Annotated in this window: 21 protein-coding genes and 1 pseudogene; 12 read left to right on the top strand and 10 right to left on the bottom strand. The window is 71.0% G+C overall.

All coding sequences use genetic code 11. The features are described 5' to 3' along the window. Positions 1 to 47 precede the first annotated feature (47 nt). Positions 48 to 2,420, top strand: coding sequence for a transglycosylase domain-containing protein (locus AB0G63_RS00850; protein ID WP_360742061.1), 2,373 nt, complete (start codon positions 48 to 50; stop codon positions 2,418 to 2,420). An 84-nt stretch (positions 2,421 to 2,504) separates the two neighbouring features. On the opposite strand, the gene AB0G63_RS00845 is transcribed toward AB0G63_RS00850, so the two are convergent. The 4 genes from AB0G63_RS00845 to AB0G63_RS00830 form a co-directional block, all read right to left on the bottom strand. Next, positions 2,505 to 4,592: a SpoIIE family protein phosphatase gene (locus AB0G63_RS00845; protein ID WP_360742058.1), complete on the bottom strand. Its 2,088-nt coding sequence runs from the start codon at positions 4,590 to 4,592 to the stop codon at positions 2,505 to 2,507. Between the two features lie 293 nt (positions 4,593 to 4,885). Then, on the bottom strand, positions 4,886 to 5,590 hold the full coding sequence (locus AB0G63_RS00840; protein WP_360742056.1) for a DUF402 domain-containing protein: 705 nt from the start codon (positions 5,588 to 5,590) through the stop codon (positions 4,886 to 4,888). A 72-nt stretch (positions 5,591 to 5,662) separates the two neighbouring features. Next, positions 5,663 to 7,066 (bottom strand): class II fumarate hydratase, encoded by a 1,404-nt coding sequence (locus AB0G63_RS00835; RefSeq protein WP_360742053.1) that lies wholly within the window; start codon positions 7,064 to 7,066, stop codon positions 5,663 to 5,665. A 287-nt stretch (positions 7,067 to 7,353) separates the two neighbouring features. After that, positions 7,354 to 9,021, bottom strand: coding sequence for a fumarate hydratase (locus tag AB0G63_RS00830; RefSeq protein WP_360742051.1), 1,668 nt, complete (start codon positions 9,019 to 9,021; stop codon positions 7,354 to 7,356). A gap of 191 nt (positions 9,022 to 9,212) precedes the next feature. On the opposite strand from AB0G63_RS00830, the gene AB0G63_RS00825 reads away from it, so the two are divergent. Both AB0G63_RS00825 and AB0G63_RS00820 read left to right on the top strand, forming a co-directional pair. Continuing rightward, positions 9,213 to 9,905: a DUF1707 domain-containing protein gene (locus tag AB0G63_RS00825; RefSeq protein WP_360742048.1), complete on the top strand. Its 693-nt coding sequence runs from the start codon at positions 9,213 to 9,215 to the stop codon at positions 9,903 to 9,905. A gap of 249 nt (positions 9,906 to 10,154) precedes the next feature. Continuing rightward, entirely contained in the window at positions 10,155 to 10,529 is a 375-nt protein-coding gene (locus AB0G63_RS00820) for a WhiB family transcriptional regulator (RefSeq protein ID WP_360742045.1), read from the top strand. A 116-nt stretch (positions 10,530 to 10,645) separates the two neighbouring features. Here AB0G63_RS00820 and glpX read toward each other — a convergent pair whose 3' ends face one another. Then, positions 10,646 to 11,680: a class II fructose-bisphosphatase gene (glpX, locus tag AB0G63_RS00815; RefSeq protein WP_360742043.1), complete on the bottom strand. Its 1,035-nt coding sequence runs from the start codon at positions 11,678 to 11,680 to the stop codon at positions 10,646 to 10,648. A 125-nt stretch (positions 11,681 to 11,805) separates the two neighbouring features. On the opposite strand from glpX, the gene AB0G63_RS00810 reads away from it, so the two are divergent. After that, positions 11,806 to 12,327 carry a DUF4245 domain-containing protein gene (locus tag AB0G63_RS00810; protein WP_360742040.1) on the top strand — a complete coding sequence of 174 codons (522 nt, stop codon included), beginning with the start codon at positions 11,806 to 11,808 and terminating at the stop codon, positions 12,325 to 12,327. A 154-nt stretch (positions 12,328 to 12,481) separates the two neighbouring features. On the opposite strand, the gene AB0G63_RS00805 is transcribed toward AB0G63_RS00810, so the two are convergent. Continuing rightward, positions 12,482 to 12,730, bottom strand: coding sequence for an exodeoxyribonuclease VII small subunit (locus AB0G63_RS00805; RefSeq protein WP_360742037.1), 249 nt, complete (start codon positions 12,728 to 12,730; stop codon positions 12,482 to 12,484). A 9-nt stretch (positions 12,731 to 12,739) separates the two neighbouring features. Beyond that, positions 12,740 to 13,948, bottom strand: coding sequence for an exodeoxyribonuclease VII large subunit (xseA, locus tag AB0G63_RS00800; RefSeq protein WP_360742034.1), 1,209 nt, complete (start codon positions 13,946 to 13,948; stop codon positions 12,740 to 12,742). A gap of 102 nt (positions 13,949 to 14,050) precedes the next feature. Between xseA and AB0G63_RS00795 the strand changes: the two genes are divergently transcribed. Both AB0G63_RS00795 and ppgK read left to right on the top strand, forming a co-directional pair. Then, positions 14,051 to 15,061 (top strand): 4-hydroxy-3-methylbut-2-enyl diphosphate reductase, encoded by a 1,011-nt coding sequence (locus tag AB0G63_RS00795; RefSeq protein WP_360742031.1) that lies wholly within the window; start codon positions 14,051 to 14,053, stop codon positions 15,059 to 15,061. Between the two features lie 29 nt (positions 15,062 to 15,090). Beyond that, positions 15,091 to 15,831, top strand: a complete 741-nt coding sequence (gene ppgK / locus AB0G63_RS00790; RefSeq protein ID WP_360742028.1) for a polyphosphate--glucose phosphotransferase — start codon at positions 15,091 to 15,093, stop codon at positions 15,829 to 15,831. 89 nt (positions 15,832 to 15,920) lie between these two features. Here ppgK and AB0G63_RS00785 read toward each other — a convergent pair whose 3' ends face one another. Beyond that, on the bottom strand, positions 15,921 to 16,505 hold the full coding sequence (locus tag AB0G63_RS00785; protein ID WP_360742025.1) for a DUF6542 domain-containing protein: 585 nt from the start codon (positions 16,503 to 16,505) through the stop codon (positions 15,921 to 15,923). Between the two features lie 190 nt (positions 16,506 to 16,695). Between AB0G63_RS00785 and ychF the strand changes: the two genes are divergently transcribed. From ychF to AB0G63_RS00755, 6 genes and pseudogenes are all read left to right on the top strand, one after another. Further along, on the top strand, positions 16,696 to 17,784 hold the full coding sequence (ychF, locus tag AB0G63_RS00780) for a redox-regulated ATPase YchF (protein WP_360742022.1): 1,089 nt from the start codon (positions 16,696 to 16,698) through the stop codon (positions 17,782 to 17,784). Positions 17,785 to 17,806: 22 nt separating this feature from the next. Further along, a pseudogene (locus tag AB0G63_RS00775) lies at positions 17,807 to 18,253 on the top strand (hypothetical protein); the annotation flags it as partial. Positions 18,254 to 18,524: 271 nt separating this feature from the next. After that, positions 18,525 to 19,244, top strand: a complete 720-nt coding sequence (locus AB0G63_RS00770) for a hypothetical protein (protein WP_360742019.1) — start codon at positions 18,525 to 18,527, stop codon at positions 19,242 to 19,244. Between the two features lie 164 nt (positions 19,245 to 19,408). After that, complete coding sequence (locus AB0G63_RS00765; protein ID WP_360742372.1) at positions 19,409 to 20,089, top strand: sigma-70 family RNA polymerase sigma factor; 681 nt, start codon at positions 19,409 to 19,411, stop codon at positions 20,087 to 20,089. Between the two features lie 80 nt (positions 20,090 to 20,169). Continuing rightward, positions 20,170 to 21,120, top strand: a complete 951-nt coding sequence (locus AB0G63_RS00760; RefSeq protein ID WP_360742017.1) for a helix-turn-helix domain-containing protein — start codon at positions 20,170 to 20,172, stop codon at positions 21,118 to 21,120. A 54-nt stretch (positions 21,121 to 21,174) separates the two neighbouring features. Continuing rightward, positions 21,175 to 21,768, top strand: coding sequence for a DJ-1/PfpI family protein (locus tag AB0G63_RS00755; RefSeq protein ID WP_360742014.1), 594 nt, complete (start codon positions 21,175 to 21,177; stop codon positions 21,766 to 21,768). Here AB0G63_RS00755 and AB0G63_RS00750 read toward each other — a convergent pair. Then, the gene (locus AB0G63_RS00750; protein ID WP_360742011.1) at positions 21,761 to 22,564 is read right to left on the bottom strand and encodes an ABC transporter ATP-binding protein; all 804 of its coding nucleotides are present in this window, start codon (positions 22,562 to 22,564) and stop codon (positions 21,761 to 21,763) included. The two genes, AB0G63_RS00755 and AB0G63_RS00750, sit on opposite strands and share 8 nt — an antisense overlap. Further along, positions 22,561 to 23,526 carry an iron ABC transporter permease gene (locus tag AB0G63_RS00745; RefSeq protein ID WP_360742369.1) on the bottom strand — a complete coding sequence of 322 codons (966 nt, stop codon included), beginning with the start codon at positions 23,524 to 23,526 and terminating at the stop codon, positions 22,561 to 22,563. The genes AB0G63_RS00750 and AB0G63_RS00745 overlap by 4 nt, the downstream gene beginning before the upstream one ends. Positions 23,527 to 23,592: the final 66 nt, after the last annotated feature.

Genomic DNA, 23,592 nt, shown 5'->3' with positions numbered 1-23,592 from the left:
TGTGTGACATCCGAGCACACATGAGCGAAGCGGAGCGGAACGGACCAATGGGACGAGCGGAAGAGAGACGAGCGCGGCAGCGCGGTGCCCGCCGCGCGACGCCCCCGAGCTCGTCCGGAACGACGGCCACCACGGACGCGTCCGGGGCGCCGGCGGCCGGGGGAGGCCGGGCCGCGGCCCGCAGGGCGGCCAAGGGCAAGAGCAAGGGCAAGGGCGGCAACAGGAACGGCGACGGCAGGAGCCTCATACGCCGGCTGTTCACCTGGAAGAAGATCGTCGGCACGGTCTTCGGCTTCACCCTGCTCGGCATGCTCGCCTTCGTCGTGCTCTACATGATGATCGACATCCCCAAGGGGAACGCCGACGCGACGCTGCAGAGCAACGTCTACAAGTACAGCGACGGCAGCCTCATGACCCGCACCGGCGAGCGCAACCGCGAGATCGTGGACCTGGCGAAGGTGCCCAAGAAGGTCCAGCTCACCTTTGTCGCCGCCGAGAACAAGACCTTCTACAAGGACGCGGGCGTCGACTTCCGGGGCACGGCCCGCGGTCTGCTCAACACGCTCTCCGGCAAGGGCGCGCAGGGCGGTTCGACGATCACCCAGCAGTACGTCAAGAACTACTACCTGACCCAGAACCAGACCATCACGCGCAAGCTGAAGGAACTGGTCATCTCCCTGAAGCTGGACCGCGAGGAGTCCAAGGACTACATCCTCGCCGGCTACATCAACACCAGCTACTACGGCCGCGGCGCCTACGGCATCCAGGCCGCCGCCCAGGCCTACTACCGCGTCGACGCCGAGGAACTCTCCGTCCAGCAGGGCGCCTACCTGGCCGCGCTGCTGCAGGCGCCGAGCCAGTACGACTGGGCTGTCGCCTCCGACACCGGCAGGGAGCTGGTCAGGAATCGCTGGAACTACGTCCTGGACAACATGGTCGAGGAGGGCTGGCTGGACAAGGCCAAGCGCCAGGCCATGAAGTTCCCGATCCCGGAGGCGCCCAAGGCCGCGCCCGGCATGGGCGGCCAGGTCGGCTACCTGGTCGACGCGGCCAACGCCCAGCTGGCCCGGCAGCTGGTGGCCCAGGGCACCGCCGACAACACCAACGACGCCATGACGATGGTCAACGCCGGCGGCTGGACCATCACGCTCAACATCGAGAAGAAGAAGCAGACGGCGCTGGAGAAGGCCGCCAAGTCGCAGCTCACCAGCAAGCTGGACAAGAAGAAGCGCAAGGTCGACGGCAACGTCCAGGCCGGCGCCGTGTCCGTGAACCCGAAGACCGGCGCGGTCGTCGCGATGTACGGCGGCAAGAACTACTACGAGCACTACCGCAACAACGCCACCCGCACCGACTACCAGCCCGCCTCGACGTTCAAGCCCGTGATCCTCGCCGCCGCCCTCGACGAGGGCGCCGAGACGCAGGACGGGAAGACGATCACCGCGAACACCGTCTACGACGGCACCAGCAACCGCCAGGTCGTCGACGGCGGCAGCAAGGTCGGCTTCGCCCCCGAGAACGAGGACCACCAGAACTACGGCGACATCACCGTCCAGACGGCGATGAACAAGTCCGTCAACTCCGTCTTCGCGCAGATGGGCGTCGACGTCGGCATGGACAAGGTGCTCGAGGTCGCCGGACACCTGGGCATGGACACCACCGACCTGCAGGCGGTGCCCGCGCAGACCCTCGGCACCATGGGCGCCAGCCCGCTGCAGATGGCCGGCGTCTACGCCACCCTCGACAACCACGGCAAGAAGGTCACCCCGACCATCATCAAGGCCGTCGAGCACAGCACCCACAGCGTCGAACTGCCCGATCCGATCGGCCCGCAGGTCATCAGCCGGGAGGCCGCCGACACGGTCACCTCCGTGCTCACCGGCGTGGTCGACGACGGTACGGCCAAGGTGTCGGTGCGGGACAACGCCCAGCGCGACGGGCGCAAGGTCGCCGGCAAGACCGGCACCTCCGACGAGAACCGGTCGGCCTGGTTCACCGGCTACACGCCCGACCTGGTCACCTCGGTCGGCCTGTTCGGCGAGGACGCCAAGACCGGCGCGCAGGTCTCGATGTACAACGCGGGCGGCCTGCCCCGCGTCAACGGCGGCGGCTTCCCGGCGCAGATCTGGGCGGCGTACACCTTCGGCGTCTCCAAGACCGGCCTGAAGTTCGACCTGGAGACCACGCAGGGCGCGGCGGTCCAGCCGACGTCCACGCCGACGGTCAGCGAGACGCCGAGCGAGACGCCCAGCGAGACCCCGAGCGAGACGCCGACGAGCGAGGCGCCGACGTCGCAGGCCCCGACCGAGACGCCGAGCCAGACGCCGAGCCAGACGCCCAGCCAGACACCGAGCCAGACGCCGAGCCAGACCCCGACGACCGGCAACCCGGTCGATCCGGTCAACCCGGTGGCCCCGTAGGCAGGCGACCACGCGGAAAGGGCGCCCGGCGACTCGCCGGGCGCCCTTCGCGCGTTCCTGGGGCCGGTGGGGCCCAGCAGGGCCCTACGTCCGGTTCAGCTCGAACCAGACCACCTTCCCGGTGCTCAGCCGCGTCGCCCCCCACCGCCTGGCCATCTTGTTCACCAGGTACAGCCCGCGCCCGCCCTCGTCGGTCGCCCGGGCCTGCCTCAGCCGCGGCAGCTGCGGCACGTCGTCGCCGACCTCGCAGCGCAGCACGTCGGTCCGCAGCAGCCGCAGCGTGACCGGCCGCGAGGAGTACCGCACCGCGTTCGTGACGACCTCGCTCACCAGGAGCTCCACGGAGTCACTCAGCTCCTCCATGTCCCAGCGGGCCAGCGCGCGCCGGGCCAGCCGGCGGGCCCGGCCGGGCGCCGCGTCCTCCGGCTCCAGGAACCAGTACGCCACATCGCTCGGCGCGATCCCGTCGAAGCGGGCGGCGAGCAGCGCGATGTCGTCGTCCCGGTCGCCCGGGCCGAGCATGTCCAGCACCTCGTCGCACAGCGCCTCCAGCGGCGGCGGATGGTCGGGCCCGGTCAGCTGCGCGGTCGCGGCGAGCTTCTCGCGCAGCTGCTCTATGCCCGTCCACACGTCCCGCAGCCGGGACTCGACCAGGCCGTCGGTGTACAGCAGCAGGGTCGCCCCGGCGGGCGCGTCCAGCTCCACGGCCTCGAAGTCGACGCCGCCCACCCCGATCGGCGCCCCCGGCGGCACCCGCAGCACCTCCGCCCGGCCGCCCAGGTGCAGCAGGACGGGCGGCGGATGGCCGGCGTTGGCGATCGTGATCCGGTGCGAGACCGGGTCGTAGACGGCGTACAGGCAGGTCGCCATGCGGTCCGTGCCGAGCCGCTGCGCCTGCTCGTCGAGGTGGTGCAGCACCTCCTGCGGCGGCAGGTCCAGGCCCGCGAGGGTCTGCGCCGTGGTCCGCAGCTGGCCCATGATCGCGGCCGACGTCATGGAGTGCCCCATCACGTCCCCCACGACCAGCGCGACCCGGCTGCCCGGCAGCGGGATCGCGTCGTACCAGTCGCCGCCGACGCGCGCGGTCTCGGCGGCCGGCAGGTAACGCGACGCCAGCCGCACGCCCGTCGGGCGGGGCAGGGTCTCCGGAAGCATGGTGCGCTGCAACTCGTCGGCGATGTACGCCTCACGCCCGTACAGCACGGCCTTGTCGATGCCGAGCGCGCTGTGCGTGGCCAGCTGCGCCGCCACCAGCAGGTCGTCCGGCTCGAAGGCGAGGCGCTCCGGACGGCGCAGGAACAGCGCGGCGCCGATCACCCGGCGCCGGCCGCGCAGCGGGGCGAGGATCGCCCGCTGCCCGTCCGGCACGCAGAACTCGCCGCCGTCGCCGAGGAGCTCCGGCAGCGCCGCGCGCGCGGCGGGCGCGTCCGTGAAGACCGGGCGGACTCCCCGCAGCACCTCGGCGAGCGCGCTGCCGGGCCGCACCTCGCACAGCTCCGCACCGAGCGCCGCGAGTTCCGGGAAGTCCGGCGACTCCGCCTGCGGCGCCGGCGCGAAGCCGCCCTCGGTGTCCCGCTCCGCCGGGATCCGGTCGGTACGGCGCAGCCGCAGCAGCAGCGGGCCGGTGGGCCGCTCGTCGCCGACCGGCAGCGGATCGCGCAGATAGACGAGGATCGCGTCGGAGAAGGTCGGCACGGTGGCCCGGCACAGCCCCATCACGATCTCGTCCAGGTCGATGCCGCGGGCGATCCGCCGGGTCGCGGCCCCCACGAACCTCAGCCGGTCCCCGTCCCGCCGCATGGGCGTGGGCCGCCCGGGCGGCAGCCCCTGACCGGTGCGCCGCTCCGCGCCCTGGCCGGCCTGCGGCCGCTCCTGCTCGCCGCCCGGCTGGACCGGGATCGTCTCGGACACCGGCCGCGGACGGTGGGTGCCGGGCTCGACGCCGGCGGGCTGGGAGTGCTCGGGGTCGGTGCCGACGGGGTCCGCGCCCGCGCCGCGCGGCACGGCCGTACCCGGCGTCGAGGGCGTCTCACCCGTGCGCGCCTGAAGAGGTAAGGCCGCGGCACCGGCCGGCGGCGTGACCGGCGTCGGGGTGTGCAGGAGCGCCCCGCGAGGGTCCGCCGGGTCGGCGCCCGGCTGCGGGTGTTCGAAGGAGATGGGCTGCTCCGTCACGCGTGTCGAATCCGTCCGTCCGGGGCTGCGCGCCGTGCGTGCAGTTCGTCCCGCAGGAATCCCGATACCCGGAATACGTGTCCCCGGAACGGAATTCCCGCGTGGTCAGAGGTTGTTCCTGTGTCACCGGCGGCTCTTTCGTGACTCGCGCCGGTGTTCCCCTCGTACCCCTCGCTCACGTCCTGCCGCCCCTCGGTGACGTCGTCAAGCCCAGCGCATGCTCCGGGAGTTGCCACTGTGCGCCCTTGCGGAGGACGATCCTACGGTTGTGGGCCGGGGGCGCAGCAAGGGTCTCATGCGGACACGTGCGCGGGCGTACGGTCCCAGTCCTCCGGCAGAGACGGTACCCCCCAGGACGGATCCGGGCGCCAGTTCTGCCAGCCCTCCGAGAACGGCGGCCCCCAGGCGCGGATCACCTCCACCGCCGACGCGCCCGCCTCCCGCACCCGCCGGGCGAGCCCGGCGTCCATCAGCCCGTCCCGCTGGGCCTGCGCGAACTCGTCCTCGTCGTGCCAGCACCAACTGCGGTCCGGCCGCACCGAGATGTCCAGGAAGTGGTCCTCGGAGTCCACCCCGCCCTCCCAGCGGGCCAGCGGCTGCTCGAGGTTCACGTACCAGTTCTTGAACGTCCAGCCCGGCTCCCAGAACAGCCACACCGACCAGGGCTCGCCCGGCCGGGCCAGCTTCAGCACGCCCGTGCCGAACCACCGGTCGCGCCGGACGGTCCGCGGCTTGGTGTACCGGGACCGCAGCGGCTCCCGGTGCAGCGGGGTGCCGTCCGCGAGCACCGGCTTCACGCACTCCGTCCCGGGCGCCATCCAGACGGCGAGGACCTCCTCGTCGTCCCGTACGACGGTGACCGGGCGCGCGATGTGGAAGCGCTCGCCCGCGTTCTCCCGGTACCGCCACAGGATCTGGCTCCCGGGCGCCCAGAACGCCGTCGAACCGCCTGATTCCCCGTCCGCTCTCACCGCTCTCACCGCTCCACCCTCTGCCATGAACAGATTTTAGGTGCCCCAGGCATACGACGTCGTGGAACGCGGCACGGTTCACGGTGCCGTGGCGAAAGGTTACGGACGCGTCATACGCATGACATCCAGGGCCTCGTCGAGCTGTTCGACGGTCAGGTCCCCGCGCTCCACGTATCCGCTCTCCAGGACGACCTCACGGATCGTCTTCCGCTCCGCCAGCGACCTCTTGGCGACCTTCGCTGCCTCCTCGTAGCCGATGTACCTGTTGAGCGGGGTGACCACCGAGGGCGACGACTCGGCGTACTCGAGGGCGCGGGCGCGGTGGGCGACGATCCCGTCGACGGTGCGGTCGGCCAGCAGCCGGCTGACGTTCGCGAGCAGCCGGACCGACTCCAGCACGTTCTCGGCGATGACCGGAAGCATCACGTTCAGCTCGAAGTTGCCCGACGCCCCGGCGGTGGCGACGGTGGCGTCGTTGCCGATCACCTGCGCGGCGACCATGAGCACGGCCTCGGGGACGACCGGGTTGACCTTGCCCGGCATGATCGACGAACCCGGCTGCAGGTCCGGCAGGCTGATCTCGGCCAGTCCCGTGCGCGGCCCGGACGACATCCACCGCAGGTCGTTGGCGATCTTCGTCAGCCCCACGGCGACGGTCCGCAGCTGTCCGCTGGTCTCGACGATCCCGTCCCGCGCCCCCTGCGCCTCGAAGTGGTCGCGGGCCTCGGTGAGCGGCAGCCCGGTGACCCGGGCGACCTCCTCGATCACCGCGGCGGAGAACCCGGGCGGGGTGTTGATGCCGGTGCCCACGGCGGTGCCCCCGAGGGGCAGCTCGGCGAGCCGGGGCAGCGAGGCGTACAGCCGCTCCACGCCGTAGCGCATCTGGGCGGCGTACCCGCCGAACTCCTGCCCCAGCGTCACGGGCGTGGCGTCCATCAGGTGCGTGCGCCCCGCCTTCACGACGTCCGCGAACTCCTCCGACTTGCGCTCCAGGGCGGCGGCGAGGTGCTCCAGGGCCGGGATCAGGTCGCGGGTGACGGCGGCGGTGGCGGCGATGTGGATCGAGGACGGGAAGACGTCGTTGGACGACTGCGAGGCGTTGACGTGGTCGTTCGGGTGCACGGCCCGCCCGAGGCGCTCGCTCGCCAGGGTGGCGATGACCTCGTTGGCGTTCATGTTGGACGAGGTGCCGGACCCGGTCTGGAAGACGTCGACGGGGAAGTGCTCGTCCCACTCGCCGCGGGCGACCTCCGCCGCCGCCTCCTGGATCGCCCCGGCGATGTCCTCGTCGAGCACCCCGAGCCGCGCGTTCACCTTGGCGGCGGCGCCCTTGATCCGGGCGAGCGCCTCGATGTGGGCGCGCTCCAGGCGCCGGCCGGAGACGGGGAAGTTCTCCACGGCCCGCTGCGTCTGCGCCCGCCACTTGGCATCCGCCGGGACCCGCACCTCGCCCATGGAGTCGCGCTCGATGCGGTACCCGCCCTTGTCCTGCTCGTCGCCCATCGACGATCACCTCCACGACCCACAGCACCGACGACAGGCCCCCTGTTCCCCGCAGAAGCGAATTGTCACGGGCGTTCGGGGACGGAGGCCGCCGCGCAGCCTGTCCGGGGTTCGGGGGCGGAGGTCCACCACTCAGCCCGTCCGGCGTTTGAGGACGAGGCCCGTTCAGGGCCGAACGGGGTCCGGGGCGGAGCCCCGGGAGCGGGGTCGAAGGGGCGGCAGCCCCTGGGGACGGGACGGGAAGGGGCGGCGGGGGCGAATCCAGGCCCCCGCCGCGCCCGGAGGCACTACGCCAGCCCAGGCCCCCGCACCGGAATCGACGTGAACGTCGGCTGCGGCGCCGGATCCTGGAAGAAGTCGTTCCCCTTGTCGTCCACGACGATGAACGCCGGGAAGTCCTCCACCTCGATCTTCCAGACCGCCTCCATGCCCAGCTCCTCGTACTCCAGGACCTCGACCTTCTTGATGCAGTCCTGGGCGAGGCGCGCGGCAGGCCCGCCGATGGAGCCCAGGTAGAAGCCGCCGTGCGCGGCACACGCGTCGGTGACCTGCTTGCTCCGGTTGCCCTTGGCGAGCATCACCTTGGAGCCGCCGGCCGCCTGGAACTGCTCGACGTAGGAGTCCATGCGCCCGGCCGTCGTCGGGCCGAAGGAGCCGGACGCGTAGCCCTCGGGGGTCTTCGCGGGGCCCGCGTAGTACACCGGGTGGTCCTTGAGGTACTGCGGCATCTCCTCGCCCGCGTCCAGCCGCTCCTTGATCTTGGCGTGCGCGATGTCGCGGGCCACGACCAGCGGACCGGTCAGCGACAGGCGCGTCTTGACCGGGTACTTGGTCAGCTCGGCGAGGATCGTGTCCATCGGCTGGTTCAGATCGATCTTCACCACGTCGGAGGACTCGTCGAGGTGCTCGTCCGTCGTCTCCGGCAGGAACCGCGCCGGGTCGGTCTCCAGCTGCTCCAGGAAGACGCCCTCGGCGGTGATCTTCGCGACCGCCTGGCGGTCCGCGGAGCAGGACACCGCGATCGCGACCGGGCAGGACGCGCCGTGCCGCGGCAGGCGCACCACGCGCACGTCGTGGCAGAAGTACTTGCCGCCGAACTGCGCGCCGATGCCGATCTTCTGGGTGAGCTCGAAGACCTTCTCCTCCAGCTCCTCGTCCCGGAAGCCGTGGCCGAGCGGCGAGCCCTCGGTGGGCAGGTTGTCCAGGTAGTGGGCGGAGGCGTACTTGGCCGTCTTCAGGGCGTACTCCGCGCTCGTGCCGCCGACGACGATCGCCAGGTGGTACGGCGGGCAGGCGGCCGTGCCCAGCGAACGGATCTTCTCCTCCAGGAACTTCATCATGGAGGCCTCGTTCAGGACGGCCTTGGTCTCCTGGTAGAGGAACGACTTGTTGGCCGAGCCGCCGCCCTTCGCCATGAACAGGAACTTGTAGGCGCCGCCGTCGGTGGCGTACAGCTCGATCTGGGCGGGGAGGTTGGAGCCGGTGTTCTTCTCCTCCCACATGGTCAGCGGAGCCATCTGGGAGTAGCGCAGGTTCAGCTTGGTGTAGGCGTCGAAGACACCGCGGCTGAGGGCCTCCTCGTCACGGCCCTCGGTGAGTACGTTCTGCCCGCGCTTGCCCATGACGATCGCCGTGCCGGTGTCCTGGCACATCGGCAGCACGCCGGCGGCCGCGATGTTGGCGTTCTTCAGCAGGTCCAGGGCGACGAACTTGTCGTTGGCGCTGGCCTCCGGGTCGTCGATGATCCGGCGCAGCTGCGCGAGGTGGGCCGGGCGCAGGTAGTGCTGGATGTCGTGGACGGCCTCCTCGGCCAGCTTGCGCAGCGCCTCCGGCTCCACCTTGAGGAACGTCCGCCCGTCGGCCTCGAAGGTGGAGACACCTTCGGAGGTCACCAGCCGGTAGGGGGTGGTGTCCTCTCCCTGGGGGAGCAGATCGGTGTACGCGAACTCAGGCATCGTGCCCATTCCTCACTCGACGGACGGCGGCCCGTCAGCGCCGACGGGCGCTCACCAGCGTAGAACCTGCCGTCGGCGCGGAGCCTGTGAGGTTGGGCTCAGTCCGCGGCGGGACGTTGCGGGGCACGGGTTTTCCACAGGCGTGGGACGAGGGGTAGTCGCGATCTATCGCGTTTCGGTACGCTGCTGCCGTGGACCTTCAGAAGCAGCCGCCGCCCGCGCCCGCCGTCTCCGAGTTGCGCGCCTCGGACGCCGACCGCGACCGTGTCGCCGACATCCTGCGCGATGCCCTCGCCGAGGGCCGCCTGACCGCCGAGGAACACGCCGAGCGGGTCGAGGAGGTCTACCGGGCCAAGACCGTCGGCCAGCTCGAGCCCCTGGTGAAGGACCTGCCGGGCACGCACCAGCGCCGCGACGCGCCCGCGTACGCCGCGGCCCCGGGCCGTCCCCCCGCCGGCGCGATACCCGCGGACGCCGACGACAGCGTCGTCGCGGTCTTCTCCTCCGCCTCCCGCAGGGGCCGCTGGCGCGCCGGGCGCCGCATCCACGCTTACGCGGTGTTCGGCAGCGTGGAGATAGACCTCAGCGAGGCGCTCTTCGAGCACCAGCAGGTCATGATCAAGGCGATCTCCGTCTTCGGCGACATCCAGGTCCGGGTCCCGGAGAACGTGTCGCTGCGCGGCACCGGCGGCGGTGTGCTCGGCAACTTCGAGGTGGACGCGCTCGACTCGCCCGAGCCCGAGGCGCCGGTGGTCTACATCGACGGCTGGGCCGTGCTGGGCAACGTGGAGGGGCGGCCGAAGCGGGGCAAGGTCGTCGCGGACATCCTCGACCGTGTGCAGCGCAAGGTCGACAAGGGTTTGCGCAGGCACCTGGACCGTTGACGGTCGTGAATCCGGCCGTGGTCGGGCCGTCGTCCGGCCGCGGTCGGGCGGTCGTCCGGCCGTGGTCGGGCCGTCGTCCCGCCGTTTCCGGCCGCTCGCGCGACACGGTGCGGGCGGTGGTGGCGGGCGGCGGCGCGGGGGCGGTGCCGGGGTCACCGGCCGTCGGGGACTCAGTGCATAGGCACGCGTACAGCGGGTAGGCCTTGCTGCATCGTCTCTCGCTCGCGAAGCCGTCGTCAGGAGTAGACCGTGCTGCAACCGCCGCATTCGTCCCTGCAGGTAGCTGCCGTGCCGGCCCAGCGGGTGCCAGTGCGAGACAGGGACCAAGACGCGCCCTGGCACACCGAGGCGGTGTGCCGCCGCGACGAGGCCGGCCTGTTCTTCGCCCCCTCCAAGGAGCCCACCGCCGCCCGGCTGTCCCGCGAGGAGGCGGCCAAGCGGGTCTGTGCGCGCTGCCCGGTCATGGTCGAGTGCCGCGAGCACGCGTTGCTGCAGCCCGAGCCGTACGGCGTCTGGGGCGGTCTCACCGCCGCGGAGCGCCGTGTGGTCCTGGCCCGGCGCCGCCGCCGGGACATGGAGCTGAAGAAGGCCGCCAGAGCGGCCCGCATAGCGGCCGCGGGATAGCCGGCACCAACGCCGAGGGGCGCCCTCTCCGCACCAGAGGGCGCCCCTTCTCTCGCTGAGCGCGGCAAAGCCCGAGCAGCCCCTGCGGGCGGCTCCCGCGGGCAGCCCGCGCGCCGCTACTTGGCCCGGTCGAAGTCGATCGCGCTGTAGGCCCGCAGCTTGCTCAGCCGGTGCTCGGAGTTGATCCGCCGCACCGTCCCGGACTTCGACCGCATCACGATCGAGTCGGTGACGGCGGTCTCGGACCGGTACCGCACGCCCCGCAGCAGCTCGCCGTCGGTGATGCCGGTCGCGACGAAGAAGACGTTCTCGCCGGAGACCAGGTCGTCGGTGGTCAGCACGCGGTTTAGGTCGTGCCCCGCGTCCACCGCCCGCTGCCGCTCCTCGTCGTCCTTGGGCCACAGCTTGCCCTGGATCGTGCCGCCCAGGCACTTGACCGCGCAGGCCGAGATGATGCCCTCGGGCGTGCCGCCGATGCCGAGCAGCATGTCGACGCCGGTGCCCTCGCGCAGCGCGTAGATCGACCCGGCGACGTCGCCGTCGGAGATCAGCTTGATGCGCGCGCCGGCCTCGCGGATCTCCTGGATGAGGCCCTGGTGGCGCGGCCGGTCCAGGATGACGACGGTCACGTCCTCGGGGGTGGAGCGCTTGGCCTTGGCGACCCGGCGGATGTTCACCGAAATGGGCGCGTCGATGTCGACGAAGTCGGCGGCCTCCGGGCCGGTGACCAGCTTGTCCATGTAGAACACGGCGGACGGGTCGAACATCGACCCGCGGTCGGCCGCGGCCAGCACGGCGATCGCGTTCGGCATGCCCTTGGCGGTCAGCGTGGTGCCGTCGATGGGGTCGACGGCGATGTCGCACTCGGGCCCGGTCCCGTCGCCGACGCGCTCCCCGTTGAACAGCATCGGGGCTTCGTCCTTCTCGCCCTCGCCGATGACGACGACGCCGTTCATCGAGACCGTGGACACGAGGGTCCGCATGGCGCGCACCGCGGCACCGTCGGCGCCGTTCTTCTCGCCGCGCCCGACCCAGCGGCCGGCGGCCATCGCGGCGGCTTCGGTCACCCGGACGAGTTCCAGGGCGAGGTTGCGGTCGGGGGCTTCGCTGGGCACTTCGAGCTCGGACGGCAGATGATGGTTTTCGGTCATCGGAGCGCACCTTTCTGATACGACGACGGCCGGATGAGGGTTACCCCCGACTCTATCGTCGAGCATACAAAATGAGCAGGGGACCCCACGGATGAGCGCGCCGGACACCTGCGACCATAGGGGGCGTGGCAGGTTCGAACGGCAAGCAGAAGACGGTCCGGGACATGATCCTTTCCCTGGGCCTGATCGGGATCGCGGCGGCGGTCATCTACGTCTTCATCCCGCACGACGACTCGGCTCCGGACATCAAGCGGGTCGACTACCGGGTCGAGCTGCTCACGGCGCGCCGCGCGGCGTCGTACCCGGTCGCCGCGCCGGAGGGACTGCCGGAGACCTGGAAGGCGACCTCGGTGCGCTTCCAGGGCGACCACTTCGATTCCTGGCATCTGGGCTTCCAAACCCCCGACGACCAGTACGTGCAGATCGAGCAGTCGACTCAGAAGCCGGCCGTCTTCATCGACGAGGCCAGCCAGGGCGCGCGGGCGACCGAAGTCACCCAGAAGATCGACGGCCGGACGTGGAGGCGCTACAGCGGTGGCCGGTACGACGCGCTGGTGCTCCCGGGCAAGGGCTCGACGACCGTGGTGGCGGGCACCGGCTCGTTCGGGCAGCTGACCGAGATGGCGCGCGCGCTGAAGCTGAAGTAGCCGCACCGGGCGCGCCGGCGGTATGCCGAGCCGGGGACGCACCGGAGGCACCGGCCGTACCGGCGGTATGCCGCCCCGGACGCACCAGGGACGCACCGGAGGCCCCGGACGCGCCGCCGGGCATCAGGGCGACCGGAGGCCGTCGGCGGCGCGGCTACGCTCCGTCGCGCTTCCCCTCGGCCGCTCCCCCCTCGGCCGCTTCCTCCTCCGCCAGCGCCGCGTCCAGCCGCGCCCGCGCGCCCTCCAGCCAGCGCCGGCAGACCTTCGCCAGCTCCTCGCCGCGCTCCCAGAGCGCGAGGGACTCCTCCAGCGTCGTCCCGCCCGCCTCCAGTCGCCGTACGACCTCGATCAGCTCGTCCCGCGCCTGCTCGTACCCGAGCGCCTCATCCGCCTTGCTGGTCATCCGCCCACCCTATGCGTCGACTCGAACCGTGAACTCGCCCTCGGCCACCCGCGCCCGCAGCGCCTCCTCGGGCGCGACCTCGTCCGGGGCGCGGACGACGTGGCCGTCCGCCCGCTGCAGCACCGCGTACCCGCGCTTGAGGGTCGCGGCGGGGGAGAGGGCCACCACGCGCGCGTGCGTGTGCGTCAGCTCCGACAGGGCGCGGTCGAGCTGGTGCCCGAAGCAGCGCCGGCCGCGCTCGAGCAGCGCGTCCACGTCGGCGGCGCGTGCGTCGATCATCCGGTGCGGGTCCTCCATCGCCGGCCGCGCGAGCGCGTGCGCCAGCCCGCGCTCCTCCCGCTCCACGAAGGCCGCCATGCAGCGCCGCGCCCGGTCGCGCAGCAGCCGCACCCGCTCGTACTCCTCGCCCACGTCCGGCACGACCTTCTTCGCCGCGTCGGTCGGGGTGGACGCCCGCAGGTCGGCCACGAAGTCCAGCAGCGGGTTGTCGGGCTCGTGCCCGATCGCGGAGACCACCGGCGTACGGCAGGAGGCGACCGCGCGGACCAGCTGCTCGTCGGAGAAGGGCAGCAGGTCCTCCACGCTCCCGCCGCCGCGCGCCACGATGATCACGTCCACGTCGTCGAGCGCGTCGAGCTCCTTCACGGCCTGCACGACCTGCGGCACGGCGTGCACGCCCTGCACGGCGACGTTGCGCACCTCGAAGCGGACGGCGGGCCAGCGGTGCCGGGCGTTCTCCAGCACGTCCCGCTCGGCGGCCGACGCCCGCCCGCACACCAGCCCGATCAGCTGCGGCAGGAAGGGCAACGGCTTCTTCCGCCCGGCCGCGAACAGCCCCTCCGCCGCGAGCGACTTCTTCAGCTGCTCCAGCCGCGCGAGCAGCTCGCCGACCCCCACCGGCCGTATCTCCGCGGCCCGCAGCGACAGCTGCCCGCGCGGGGCGTACCACTCCGGCTTGGCGTGCACGACGACCCGGGCGCCCTCGCTCACCACGTCGGCGACGGCGTCGAACACCTGCCGGTAGCAGGTCACGCCCACGGAGATGTCGTACGACGGGTCGCGCAGCGTGAGGAAGACGACGCCGGCGCCGGGCCGCCGCGACAGCTGGGTGATCTGTCCCTCGACCCACACGGCGCCGAGCCGGTCGATCCACCCCCCGATGAGCCGGGAGACCTCCCCCACGGGCAGGGGCGCTTCCGCGGACGTGTTGACAGCCATGCCGCGAGGGTAACGGCCGCCACCGACAGCGCGGCCCCCTCGGCCCGGCCTCGCCCCGGCCTCGCCCCGGAGTGATCTCCGGCCCCCGCACGCGGCCTTACGATGGGTGCCATGACTGCTTCGTCTGGCCGACGTGTCCTGCTCGCCGCTCCCCGGGGCTACTGCGCGGGTGTCGACCGCGCCGTGATCGCCGTGGAGAAAGCCCTGGAGCAGTACGGTGCTCCGATCTACGTGCGCCACGAGATCGTGCACAACAAGTACGTCGTGCAGACCCTGGAGAAGAAGGGCGCCGTCTTCGTCGAACGGACGGAGGAGGTCCCGCCGGGCAACATCGTCATGTTCTCCGCCCACGGCGTGGCGCCCGTCGTGCACGAGGAGGCCGCGCGCGGCAGGCTCGCCACCATCGACGCGACCTGCCCCCTGGTCACCAAGGTCCACAAGGAAGCCGTCCGCTTCGCCAAGGAGGACTACGACATCCTCCTGATCGGCCACGAGGGCCACGAGGAGGTCATCGGCACCTCCGGCGAGGCCCCCGACCACATCCAGCTCGTCGACGGCCCCGCAGACGTCGCCAAGGTCGAGGTCCGCGACCCGTCCAAGGTGGTCTGGCTCTCCCAGACCACGCTGTCGGTCGACGAGACCATGGAGACCGTCGACGCGCTGCAGGAGAAGTTCCCGCAGATGATCTCCCCGCCGAGCGACGACATCTGCTACGCCACCCAGAACCGCCAGCTCGCGGTGAAGCAGATGGGCGCCGAGGCCGACCTGGTGATCGTGGTCGGCTCCCGCAACTCCTCCAACTCCAAGCGGCTGGTGGAGGTCGCCAAGCTCGCCGGCGCCCGCGACGCCCACCTCGTGGACTTCGCCGACGAGATCGACGAGGCATGGCTGGAGGGCGTGTCCACGGTCGGCGTGACCTCCGGCGCCTCCGTCCCGGAGATCCTGGTCGAGCAGGTGCTGGAGTGGCTGGCGCGGCGCGGCTTCGAGGACGTCGAGATCGTCAAGGCCGCCGAGGAGTCCATCATCTTCTCGCTGCCGAAGGAGCTGCGGCGCGACCTGCGCGAGGAGGCGGCGGCGCTCATCGCGGAGCGCACCGGCACCTCGGCGGAGTGACTGTCAGTCGTTCGTCGTAACGTAGAGCCATGCAGATCTTCGGCGTTGACATCGGTGGATCCGGAATCAAGGGCGCCCCTGTGGACCTCGACAGGGGCGACCTCGCGGAGGAGCGCTTCAAGGTGCTCACCCCGCAGCCGGCGACACCCGACGGGGTGGCGGACGGCGTGCGGCAGGTCGTCGACCACTTCGGCTGGACCGGCCCGGTCGGGCTGACCTTCCCGGGCGTGGTCACGGGCGGGGCGACCGTCCGCACCGCGGCGAACGTCGACAAGAGCTGGATAGACACCGACGCGCGCGCGTTGTTCACCGAACGGCTGGGCGGGCTGCCCACCACGGTGGTCAACGACGCGGACGCGGCCGGCGTGGCGGAGATGCGCTTCGGCGCCGGCCAGGGCCGCCGGGGCACCGTCATCCTGCTGACCTTCGGCACCGGCATCGGCAGCGCGGTGTTCGTCGACGGCGTCCTCGTGCCCAACACCGAGCTGGGCCATCTGGAACTGCACGGCCACGACGCGGAGAAGCGCGCCTCCAGCAAGGCCAAGGACGACGAGGACCTGACCTGGGAGCACTGGGCGCGCCGGGTGCAGAGGTACCTCGCCCACGTCGAGATGCTGTTCTCTCCGGAGCTGTTCGTCATTGGCGGCGGCGTCAGCCGCAAGTCGCAGAAGTTCCTGCACTTCATCGAGGGCATCAAGGCGGAGATCGTCCCGGCGCAGCTGCAGAACAACGCGGGGATCGTGGGCGCGGCCATGCGGGCGGCCGAGTAGGGCCGTCGCGACGAGGCGGCCGAGCGGGGCAGCCGGGCAGTGCCGCAGAACGGGGCCTCCTCCCCTCGCGGCCGTGGCTCACAGCCGGCTCACACCGGCGGCGGACGTCGGTAGGCGGCCCCCCGGCCGGCCGGACGCAGCCTGCGCACGGCGGCGATCGCGCCGGCGACGAGGGTCCCCCCGTACAGCCAGCCCGCCTGCGTGGCGAGGGCGGTCACCAGGCCCATCAGCCGGCCGGCCGGCCCGCCTCCGCCGTCGGCCACCACGGCGAGCCCGACCGTGAAGGCGATCGGCACGACGACGGGCGCGGTCACCAGATCGCCCCGCCTGATCCACGCCGCGGTCAGCACGCACACCGGCAGGAACAGCACGCCGTAGGCCGTCAGGGACGACCCGAACAGCACCGCGTCCACGCAGCCGAGCGCGAACATGGCCGCACAGCTGAACAGCCCGCCGCCCAGCCCGGTCAGCCGCGGGTTCGGCAGCCGCCGCGCCGCCTCGGCCGGGGCCGGCCCGGGCTGCCGCACCGGTGCCCGCCGAGGCGGGGGCCGGTGGGCCGGGCGGCGCTGTCCGGGCCGCGCACCACCGACCCCGCCGCGCGCCGCCTGTGAGGGCAGCGGCGGGGTGCCGCGTCGCGGTCCGTCGTGCGGGGGTCGCGTCCTGTGATGCTCCACTGGACCAACTTAGGTCGGTTTATGTGTCGAATAGCCCCTCAGACACGCCGACGGGCACAGCTCGGCCAGGCACCGGCGCGGAACCGGGGCCGCCCCCGGCACGCCGTAGACTGGGGGATCGGCCCGCCCGCGCACCGAAGAAGGACCGGGCCCGCAGCCCAGCCCCCTCTCACGTACGGGAAGTCGCAACGTGTCGCTCACGATCGGAATCGTCGGTCTGCCGAATGTCGGCAAGTCGACCCTGTTCAACGCCCTGACCAAGAACGACGTGCTCGCGGCCAACTACCCGTTCGCCACGATCGAGCCCAACGTGGGCGTGGTCGGCGTACCCGACCCGCGGCTGGCCAAGTTGGCCGAAATCTTCGGCTCGCAGCGCATCCTCCCGGCGACGGTCGACTTCGTGGACATCGCGGGCATCGTGCGCGGCGCCTCCGAGGGCGAGGGCCTCGGCAACAAGTTCCTCGCGAACATCCGCGAGTCGGACGCGATCTGCCAGGTCATCCGCGCCTTCAAGGACGAGAACGTCGTCCACGTCGACGGCAAGGTCTCGCCCAAGGACGACATCGAGACGATCAACACCGAGCTGATCCTCGCCGACCTGCAGACGATCGAGAAGGTCCTGCCGCGCCTGCAGAAGGAGTCGCGGATCAAGAAGGACGTCGCTCCGAAGGTCAAGGCCGTCGAGGAGGCCAAGGAGATCCTGGAGCGGGGCGACACCCTCTTCGCGCACGGCATCGTCCAGGGCACCGAGCGCAACGAGCTCCTGCACGACCTGCACCTGCTGACGACCAAGCCGTTCCTGTACGTCTTCAACGTCGACGAGGACGAGCTGACCGACGAGGACTTCAAGAACGAGCAGCGTGCCCTGGTGGCCCCCGCCGAGGCGATCTTCCTCAACGCCAAGCTGGAGGCGGACCTCGCCGAGCTGGACGAGGACGAGGCCCTGGAGCTCCTGCAGTCCGTCGGCCAGGACGAGCCCGGCCTCGCCACCCTCGCCCGCGTCGGCTTCGACACCCTCGGCCTGCAGACCTACCTGACGGCCGGCCCCAAGGAAACCCGCGCCTGGACCATCAAGAAGGGCGCCACCGCCCCCGAGGCCGCCGGCGTCATCCACACCGACTTCCAGAAGGGCTTCATCAAGGCGGAGGTCATCTCCTTCGCCGACCTGGTGGAAACCGGCTCGGTCGCCGAGGCCCGCGCCAAGGGCAAGGCACGCATGGAGGGCAAGGAATACGTCATGCAGGACGGGGACGTGGTGGAGTTCAGGTTCAACGTCTAGCCGGTGATGTGACACCACTTCGCTGATCTGGCAAACGTGCAGGTCAATTGGGGTCTGGCTCTTCGGGGTCGGGCCCCACCGGTTCCTGGCGAGTGAGTACAGCACGGGGCCGGTTCACGGGGGCCGGATCGACTCGCTCGGGCTGGACGAGAACGGATCGCCGGTCATCGTCGAGTACAAGCGCGGCGTCGACGCCGGCGTCATCAACCAGGGCCTGTTCTACCTGGCATGGCTGATGGACCATCGCGCCGAGTTCGAGCACCTGGTCGGCGACCGGCCCGGGGTGACGGGCGCGTCCCAGGTCCTGTGGAGCGGCCCGCGCCTGATCTGCATCGCCGGCGATTTCACGCGCTACGACGTGTATGCCGTGTGCGAGCACCGGCGCTCGATCGACCTGGTCCGCTACCGACTCTTCGGCAGCGACCTGCTCGGCCTTGAGACCGTGGCATCTGTGAGCGGCGGCATGCAGGTCGTGTGCCTGGACGAGCAGTGCCTCGGGGCCTCGGTCATTCGGACGTGCCATGACCTTGGCGGCACTGCCAAGGAGATGCAATCTCATCAAGAGAGTCGGCTCGAAGGTGCGTTGAGTTCCCCGGACTGGCCAAGTGCTGAATCACACCGGTCTCTTTGAGTGGGGCACCCGGTGAATTTGCGTACTGATCCGTAACGACCGCACTTCGGGTGCGAGGATGAAGCCTGTCATGGATACCGGGTGGTGTGCGCGTACGGTACGGGCCGCAGTGTTCGCGGCCGTGTGCGTGCTGCTCGCTGCCGTGGGACACATCATGATGTCGGGCTGCGCTGTGCCCTGGTGGGCGCTGCTGGCCGGGTTCGTGGCAACGGGCGGTGCCGGCTGGGTGTTGGCCGACCGGGAACGCGGGCTGACACTGATCGTGACGCTCGTGGTCGGGGGCCAGACAGTGCTCCACTGGGGATTCTCGCTCGCGCAGTCGGCGGTGGCGCCGACCGCCTCAGGCTCGGCCGACGGTGGAATGGGCGCGATGCCGATGGGCTCCATGGGGCACGACCAGGGTTCCATGGACATGAGCTCCATGGACATGAGCTCCATGGATATGAGTGGCATGCACGCGCACTCCATGTCCATGCAGATGCATATGGGTATGAGCCACCCGGCTCACATGGGCGCAGGCGCTGAGGCCGGCCTGGGGCACTGGCTGGTGAGCGGTATGCCGTCCCTGGGCATGTCCGGGGCTCACCTGGTGGCCGCTGTGCTGTGCGGACTGTGGCTGGGGTACGGCGAGCGCGTCGCGTACCGTCTGCTGCGTGCCGTGGCCTGGTGGCTGGCCGCGCCGTTGCGGCTGGTGCGCATCCTGCCCGCGCTGCCGCGTCGCCCGCGCCGTCTGGTGCGGCGGACCCGTTCGCGCTGGGCGCCGTACCGTCTTCATCTTGTTCACGCGATCACCACCAGAGGACCGCCTTTGAGGACCGCTGTCGTCTAGAACAGCAGGTTTCCCGAGGTCGCCTTCGGGTGTCGTCGACACCTCGCCTCGGTTCGCGGCCGTGCCCGCGCACGGTCGCCGTCCCCTTGTCGCTGGAACCGGCGTGTCCGCGTGCCGCCGTTCCATGCGTGATTCGCGAAGGACACAAGGTGCTTGCTCCTGCCCTGCCCGCATTACGCGGGCGACGCAAGAAACGTAAGAAGCACGACAACACCCAAGAAGTCGACCAACTGATCACCGGATGGGCCCTGGAAGCCCGAGGCGGCGACGCCGAGGCCGTCGAGCGGTTCATCCGGGCCCTGCAGTGCGACGTGCTGCGCTACGTCGCGCACTTGAGCGCGGACCCGCAGTCGGCGGACGACCTGACGCAGGAGACGTTCATACGGGCGCTGGGCAGTCTGCACCGGTTCGAGGGGCGTTCCTCGGCCCGGGCCTGGCTGTTGTCGATTGCGCGTCGGGCTGTGATCGATGATTTCCGGCGTGCCGCCGCGCGGCCCCGCCTGGCCGATCGTCATGACTGGCGGCTGGCTGCCGAACAGACCCAGCCGGTCGACGTGCCGGGGTTCGAGGAGGGCATCGCGCTCCTCGACCTGCTGGCCACGCTGCCGGACGAGCGCCGCGAGGCGTTCATCCTGACCCAGTTGCTCGGCCTGTCGTACACGGAAGCGGCCGATGTCACCGACTGCCCAGTCGGGACGATCCGTTCCCGCGTGGCCCGGGCCCGCGCGACGCTGCTGGAACTGCTCGCCGAGTCGGAGCAGCCCTGTACGGACAGCGGCGACCCGCTGCCGGCCATCCGGCCGCCTCACTCGGCGGTCGCCGTCCTGGCAGCCGCGGCGGCCTGACCGGGAGGCTCGGTGCATGCCCTGGCGGGGTGGGCACCGAGCCTCACCTGGGATCCCCAATTCACCAAGAGGACAGGACCTTGAACGAGCGTCGCTCCGTAGTGATCTTTCTCTTCGATGAGGTCCAGAGCCTTGGGTTCTCCGGCCCGGCCGACGTCTTCTCCTGCTCCAACGAGATGACCTCGGCGAGCCTCCGGTACGACGTCCGGACGGCCTCGCACGACGGCGCCGCGGTCCGCACGTCGAGCGGCCTGACGGTGATGCCGGACTGCGGTGTCGCGGGTATCGGCGATGTCGGCACGTTGATCGTGCCGAACGCGGACGGGATTCCTGCGCTCGAAGCCGAGGCGGCCCGGGCGCTCGGCGCACTGGCCGACCGGGCTCAGCGGATCGCGTCTGTGGGCACAGGTGCCTTCCTGATCGCGGAGGCGGGCGTTCTCGACGGCCGCCGGGCCACCATGGACTGGGCCTTTTCCGATGAACTCGCCCGCTGTTTCCCGGACATCACTGTGGACTCCCGAGACACGGTGGTGAAGGACGGCCATGTCACAACCGCGGGAGGCGGCATTTCCGCCATTGAGATGGCGCTGTCCTTGGTAGATGAGGACCTTGGGCGTGATACGGCCCAGCAGATAGCCCAGTTCCTCGTGACCCATCTCAGGAAGCCCGGCGGGCAGGCCCCGTTCACCGACGTGCAGGTCCGCGAGGCGCGGAGCCTCGCCTTACGCCAACCGCAGCGGCAGGTCCAGGCGGATCCGGGGGCGGACTGGACCCTGCGATCCCTGTCCCTTCACGCCGGCCTGTCCGAGCGTCATCTCAGCCGCCAGTTCCGCGCCGAGATCGGCATGACGGCACGGCAGTACGTGGAGCGCGCCCGGGTGGCCCTCGCCTCCCGCCTGCTGATCGAGACCCCGCAGAGCGCCGAGCTGATCGCGCGCAAGACCGGATTCGGCACCGAGGCCACTATGCGCAAGTCATTCCTTCGGGTTCTTCGGGTCGCGCCTCTCGAGTACCGGCGCCGGTTCTCGTGACAAGGTGGGACCAGAACTAGTCGACCCGCAGGGAGAGTTGGTGAGCTCGTCGGCATGGGGTCTGCTCTGACCGTCGGTGTCTTCGTGTTCGAGGACGCCGAGGAACTTGATGTCGTCGGCCCGTGGGAGGTTCTCGGTTTCTGGGCCGCGCACGTCGCCACAGCTCCCGTCCGCCTGGTCACGGTCGGTCGGGAGGAGGGGTGGGTGCGCTGCGCCAAGGGACTTCGCCTGGGTGTGGATCACGACCTTGCCACGGCCCCCGCACTCGACGTGCTGATCCACCCGGGCGGTGACGGCACGCGTGTGCTGAAGAAGGACAGTGCACACCTGGATTGGCTGAATCAGCTGCACGATCAAGGGGTGCTGCTGGCGAGCGTGTGCACCGGCTCGCTCGTGCTGGCGGCGGCCGGGCTGCTGAAGGGGCGCCCCGCGACCACGCACCGCGACTTCGCCGGAAAACTGGCGGACATCGACGACACGACCGACGTCCGCACCACCGAACGGTACGTCGACGACGGCGACATCGTCACCAGCGCGGGAGTGTCCGCCGGCATCGACATGGCCTTCCACCTGGTGGAGCGGCTCGACAGCGCGGAGGCGGCGGCTGAGGTCCGCCAGGGCACGCAGTACGACCGTCCCGTCAGCTGACTTTGGCCCCCGACAGCCGCTCCAGGGCGAGGGGCTGGGCTGCGTAGGTGATGCGTACGACGCCGTCGGCGTGGCGGTCCGCGGTGGCGGCCACGCCGAACACCTCGCGCAGCAGACCGGGTGTCAGCACCTCCAGGACCGGGCCTGCGGCCACCACCTGGCCTGCGTGGAGTGCCACCAGGTGGTCGCACAGGCGGGCGGCGAGGTCGAGGTCGTGCAGGACGGCGAGGGTCGTGATGCCGGTCGCCCGGATGAGGTCGAGGAGCTCGAACCGGGCGCGGATGTCCAGGTGGTTGGTGAGCTCGTCGAGGACGAGGAGCCGGGGCCGCTGTGCGAGCGCGCGGGCCAGCAGCACGCGCTGGCGTTCGCCGCCGGACAGGCAGGTGACGTCGCGTTCGGCCATGTGCCGGATTCCGCACAGGTCGAGAGCCTCGTCCACGGCCTGGTGGTCCTCGGTGCTGTCGCGGCCGATGAGTCCGTGGTGCGGGGTGCGCCCGAGAGCCACGACCTCGGTGACGCACATGCCGGTCGGGCTGCTGCTGGCGTCCTGGAGGACGGCGGCTGTGCGGCGGGCGGCGCCGCGCGCGGTCAGGGCCCATACGTCGTCGCCGTCCACCCGCACCACGCCACGGTGGGGGCGCAGGGAGCGGTAGACGGTACGCAGCAGCGTGGACTTGCCGCTGCCGTTGGGGCCGATGAGGCCGACGATGTCGCCGGGCTGGGCCTCCAGGTTCACGTCGTGGAGGATCGGGCGATGGCCGAGTTCGACGTGGATCTGTTCCACGGTGAGCTTCATACGTTGTCCAGGCTCTTGTTACGACGCAGCAGCCACAGGAAGAAGGGTGCCCCGAACAGGGCGGTGAGGATGCCGAGGGGCAGTTCGTTGGGCCGGTTGACGGTGCGGGAGAGCAGGTCGACGACGACCAGATAGACGGCGCCGACCAGGGCGGCCTGGGGCAGCAGTCTGCGGTGATCGGCACCGGTGGTGAGGCGCACGAGGTGGGGAATCATCAGGCCGACGAAGCCGATCCCGCCGGCGACGGCGATGACTGTGCCGGTCACCAGGGAGGACAGTGCCAGCAGGACCGCGCGCAGTCGGTGTACGTCGACACCGAGGGCGGTGGCGGACTCGTCGCCGACGAGCAGCGCGTTGAGCCGCCTGCCGAAGAGGGTCAGGACGACGGTGGTGGTGAGGACGACGGTCGTGACAACGGGCAGCTGGCCCCACTGCGCGCCGGCGACGCTGCCCAGCATCCAGAACATCACCGTGCGCAGCTCGGTCGGGGTCGCCCGCAGTTGCAGGTAACTGGTGGCCGCCAGGAACAGGTAGCCCACGGCCACACCGGAGAGCACCAGGCGGGTGGGTACGAGGCGTCCTTGTTTCTGGCCGAGGAGGAAGACCAGGGCGGCCGCCGCGGCGGCACCGAGGAACGCGGCCGAGGACACACCGAGTCCGCCGAGCGCGCCGCTGGTGAGCGTGATGACGAGCACGGCGCCCAGCGACGCCCCGGACGAGACGCCCAGCACGTACGGGTCGGCGAGTGGGTTGGCGACGACGGCCTGCAGGACGACACCGGCGACGGCGAGTCCGGCGCCGACCAGCGCGGCCAGCACGACGCGCGGAGTACGGAAGCTCCAGACGATTTGGTCCATGGCGGGGTCCGTGACCGCCCCGGTGCCGGTCAGATGGCGCCAGATGATCCGCCACACGTCACCCACCGGCACGGTCACGGCACCGATGCTGATCGCCACAATCATGGCGCCCAGGAGCACGGCCAGCAGAACCACGAGCACCAGCACGGGATGTGGTCGCTTGGGTCGGCC

Origin of the sequence: Streptomyces sp. NPDC020996 (assembly GCF_040641355.1) — a bacterium.
GTDB lineage: Bacteria > Actinomycetota > Actinomycetes > Streptomycetales > Streptomycetaceae > Streptomyces.
This window is presented reverse-complemented; position numbering and strand designations above follow the sequence as displayed.

Excerpts from the sequence above, each read along its gene's own strand:
- glpX (WP_360742043.1), bottom strand. The coding sequence starts at position 11,680 with ATGACCGAAAACCATCATCTGCCGTCCGAGCTCGAAGTGCCCAGCGAA.
- AB0G63_RS00830 (WP_360742051.1), bottom strand. The coding sequence starts at position 9,021 with ATGCCTGAGTTCGCGTACACCGATCTGCTCCCCCAGGGAGAGGACACC.
- AB0G63_RS00755 (WP_360742014.1), top strand. The coding sequence starts at position 21,175 with ATGGGGTCTGCTCTGACCGTCGGTGTCTTCGTGTTCGAGGACGCCGAG.
- AB0G63_RS00835 (WP_360742053.1), bottom strand. The coding sequence starts at position 7,066 with ATGGGCGACGAGCAGGACAAGGGCGGGTACCGCATCGAGCGCGACTCC.
- AB0G63_RS00795 (WP_360742031.1), top strand. The coding sequence starts at position 14,051 with ATGGGTGCCATGACTGCTTCGTCTGGCCGACGTGTCCTGCTCGCCGCT.
- AB0G63_RS00850 (WP_360742061.1), top strand. The coding sequence starts at position 48 with ATGGGACGAGCGGAAGAGAGACGAGCGCGGCAGCGCGGTGCCCGCCGC.
- ppgK (WP_360742028.1), top strand. The coding sequence starts at position 15,091 with ATGCAGATCTTCGGCGTTGACATCGGTGGATCCGGAATCAAGGGCGCC.
- xseA (WP_360742034.1), bottom strand. The coding sequence starts at position 13,948 with ATGGCTGTCAACACGTCCGCGGAAGCGCCCCTGCCCGTGGGGGAGGTC.
- AB0G63_RS00750 (WP_360742011.1), bottom strand. The coding sequence starts at position 22,564 with ATGAAGCTCACCGTGGAACAGATCCACGTCGAACTCGGCCATCGCCCG.
- AB0G63_RS00745 (WP_360742369.1), bottom strand. The coding sequence starts at position 23,526 with ATGATTGTGGCGATCAGCATCGGTGCCGTGACCGTGCCGGTGGGTGAC.
- AB0G63_RS00840 (WP_360742056.1), bottom strand. The coding sequence starts at position 5,590 with ATGGCAGAGGGTGGAGCGGTGAGAGCGGTGAGAGCGGACGGGGAATCA.
- AB0G63_RS00805 (WP_360742037.1), bottom strand. The coding sequence starts at position 12,730 with ATGACCAGCAAGGCGGATGAGGCGCTCGGGTACGAGCAGGCGCGGGAC.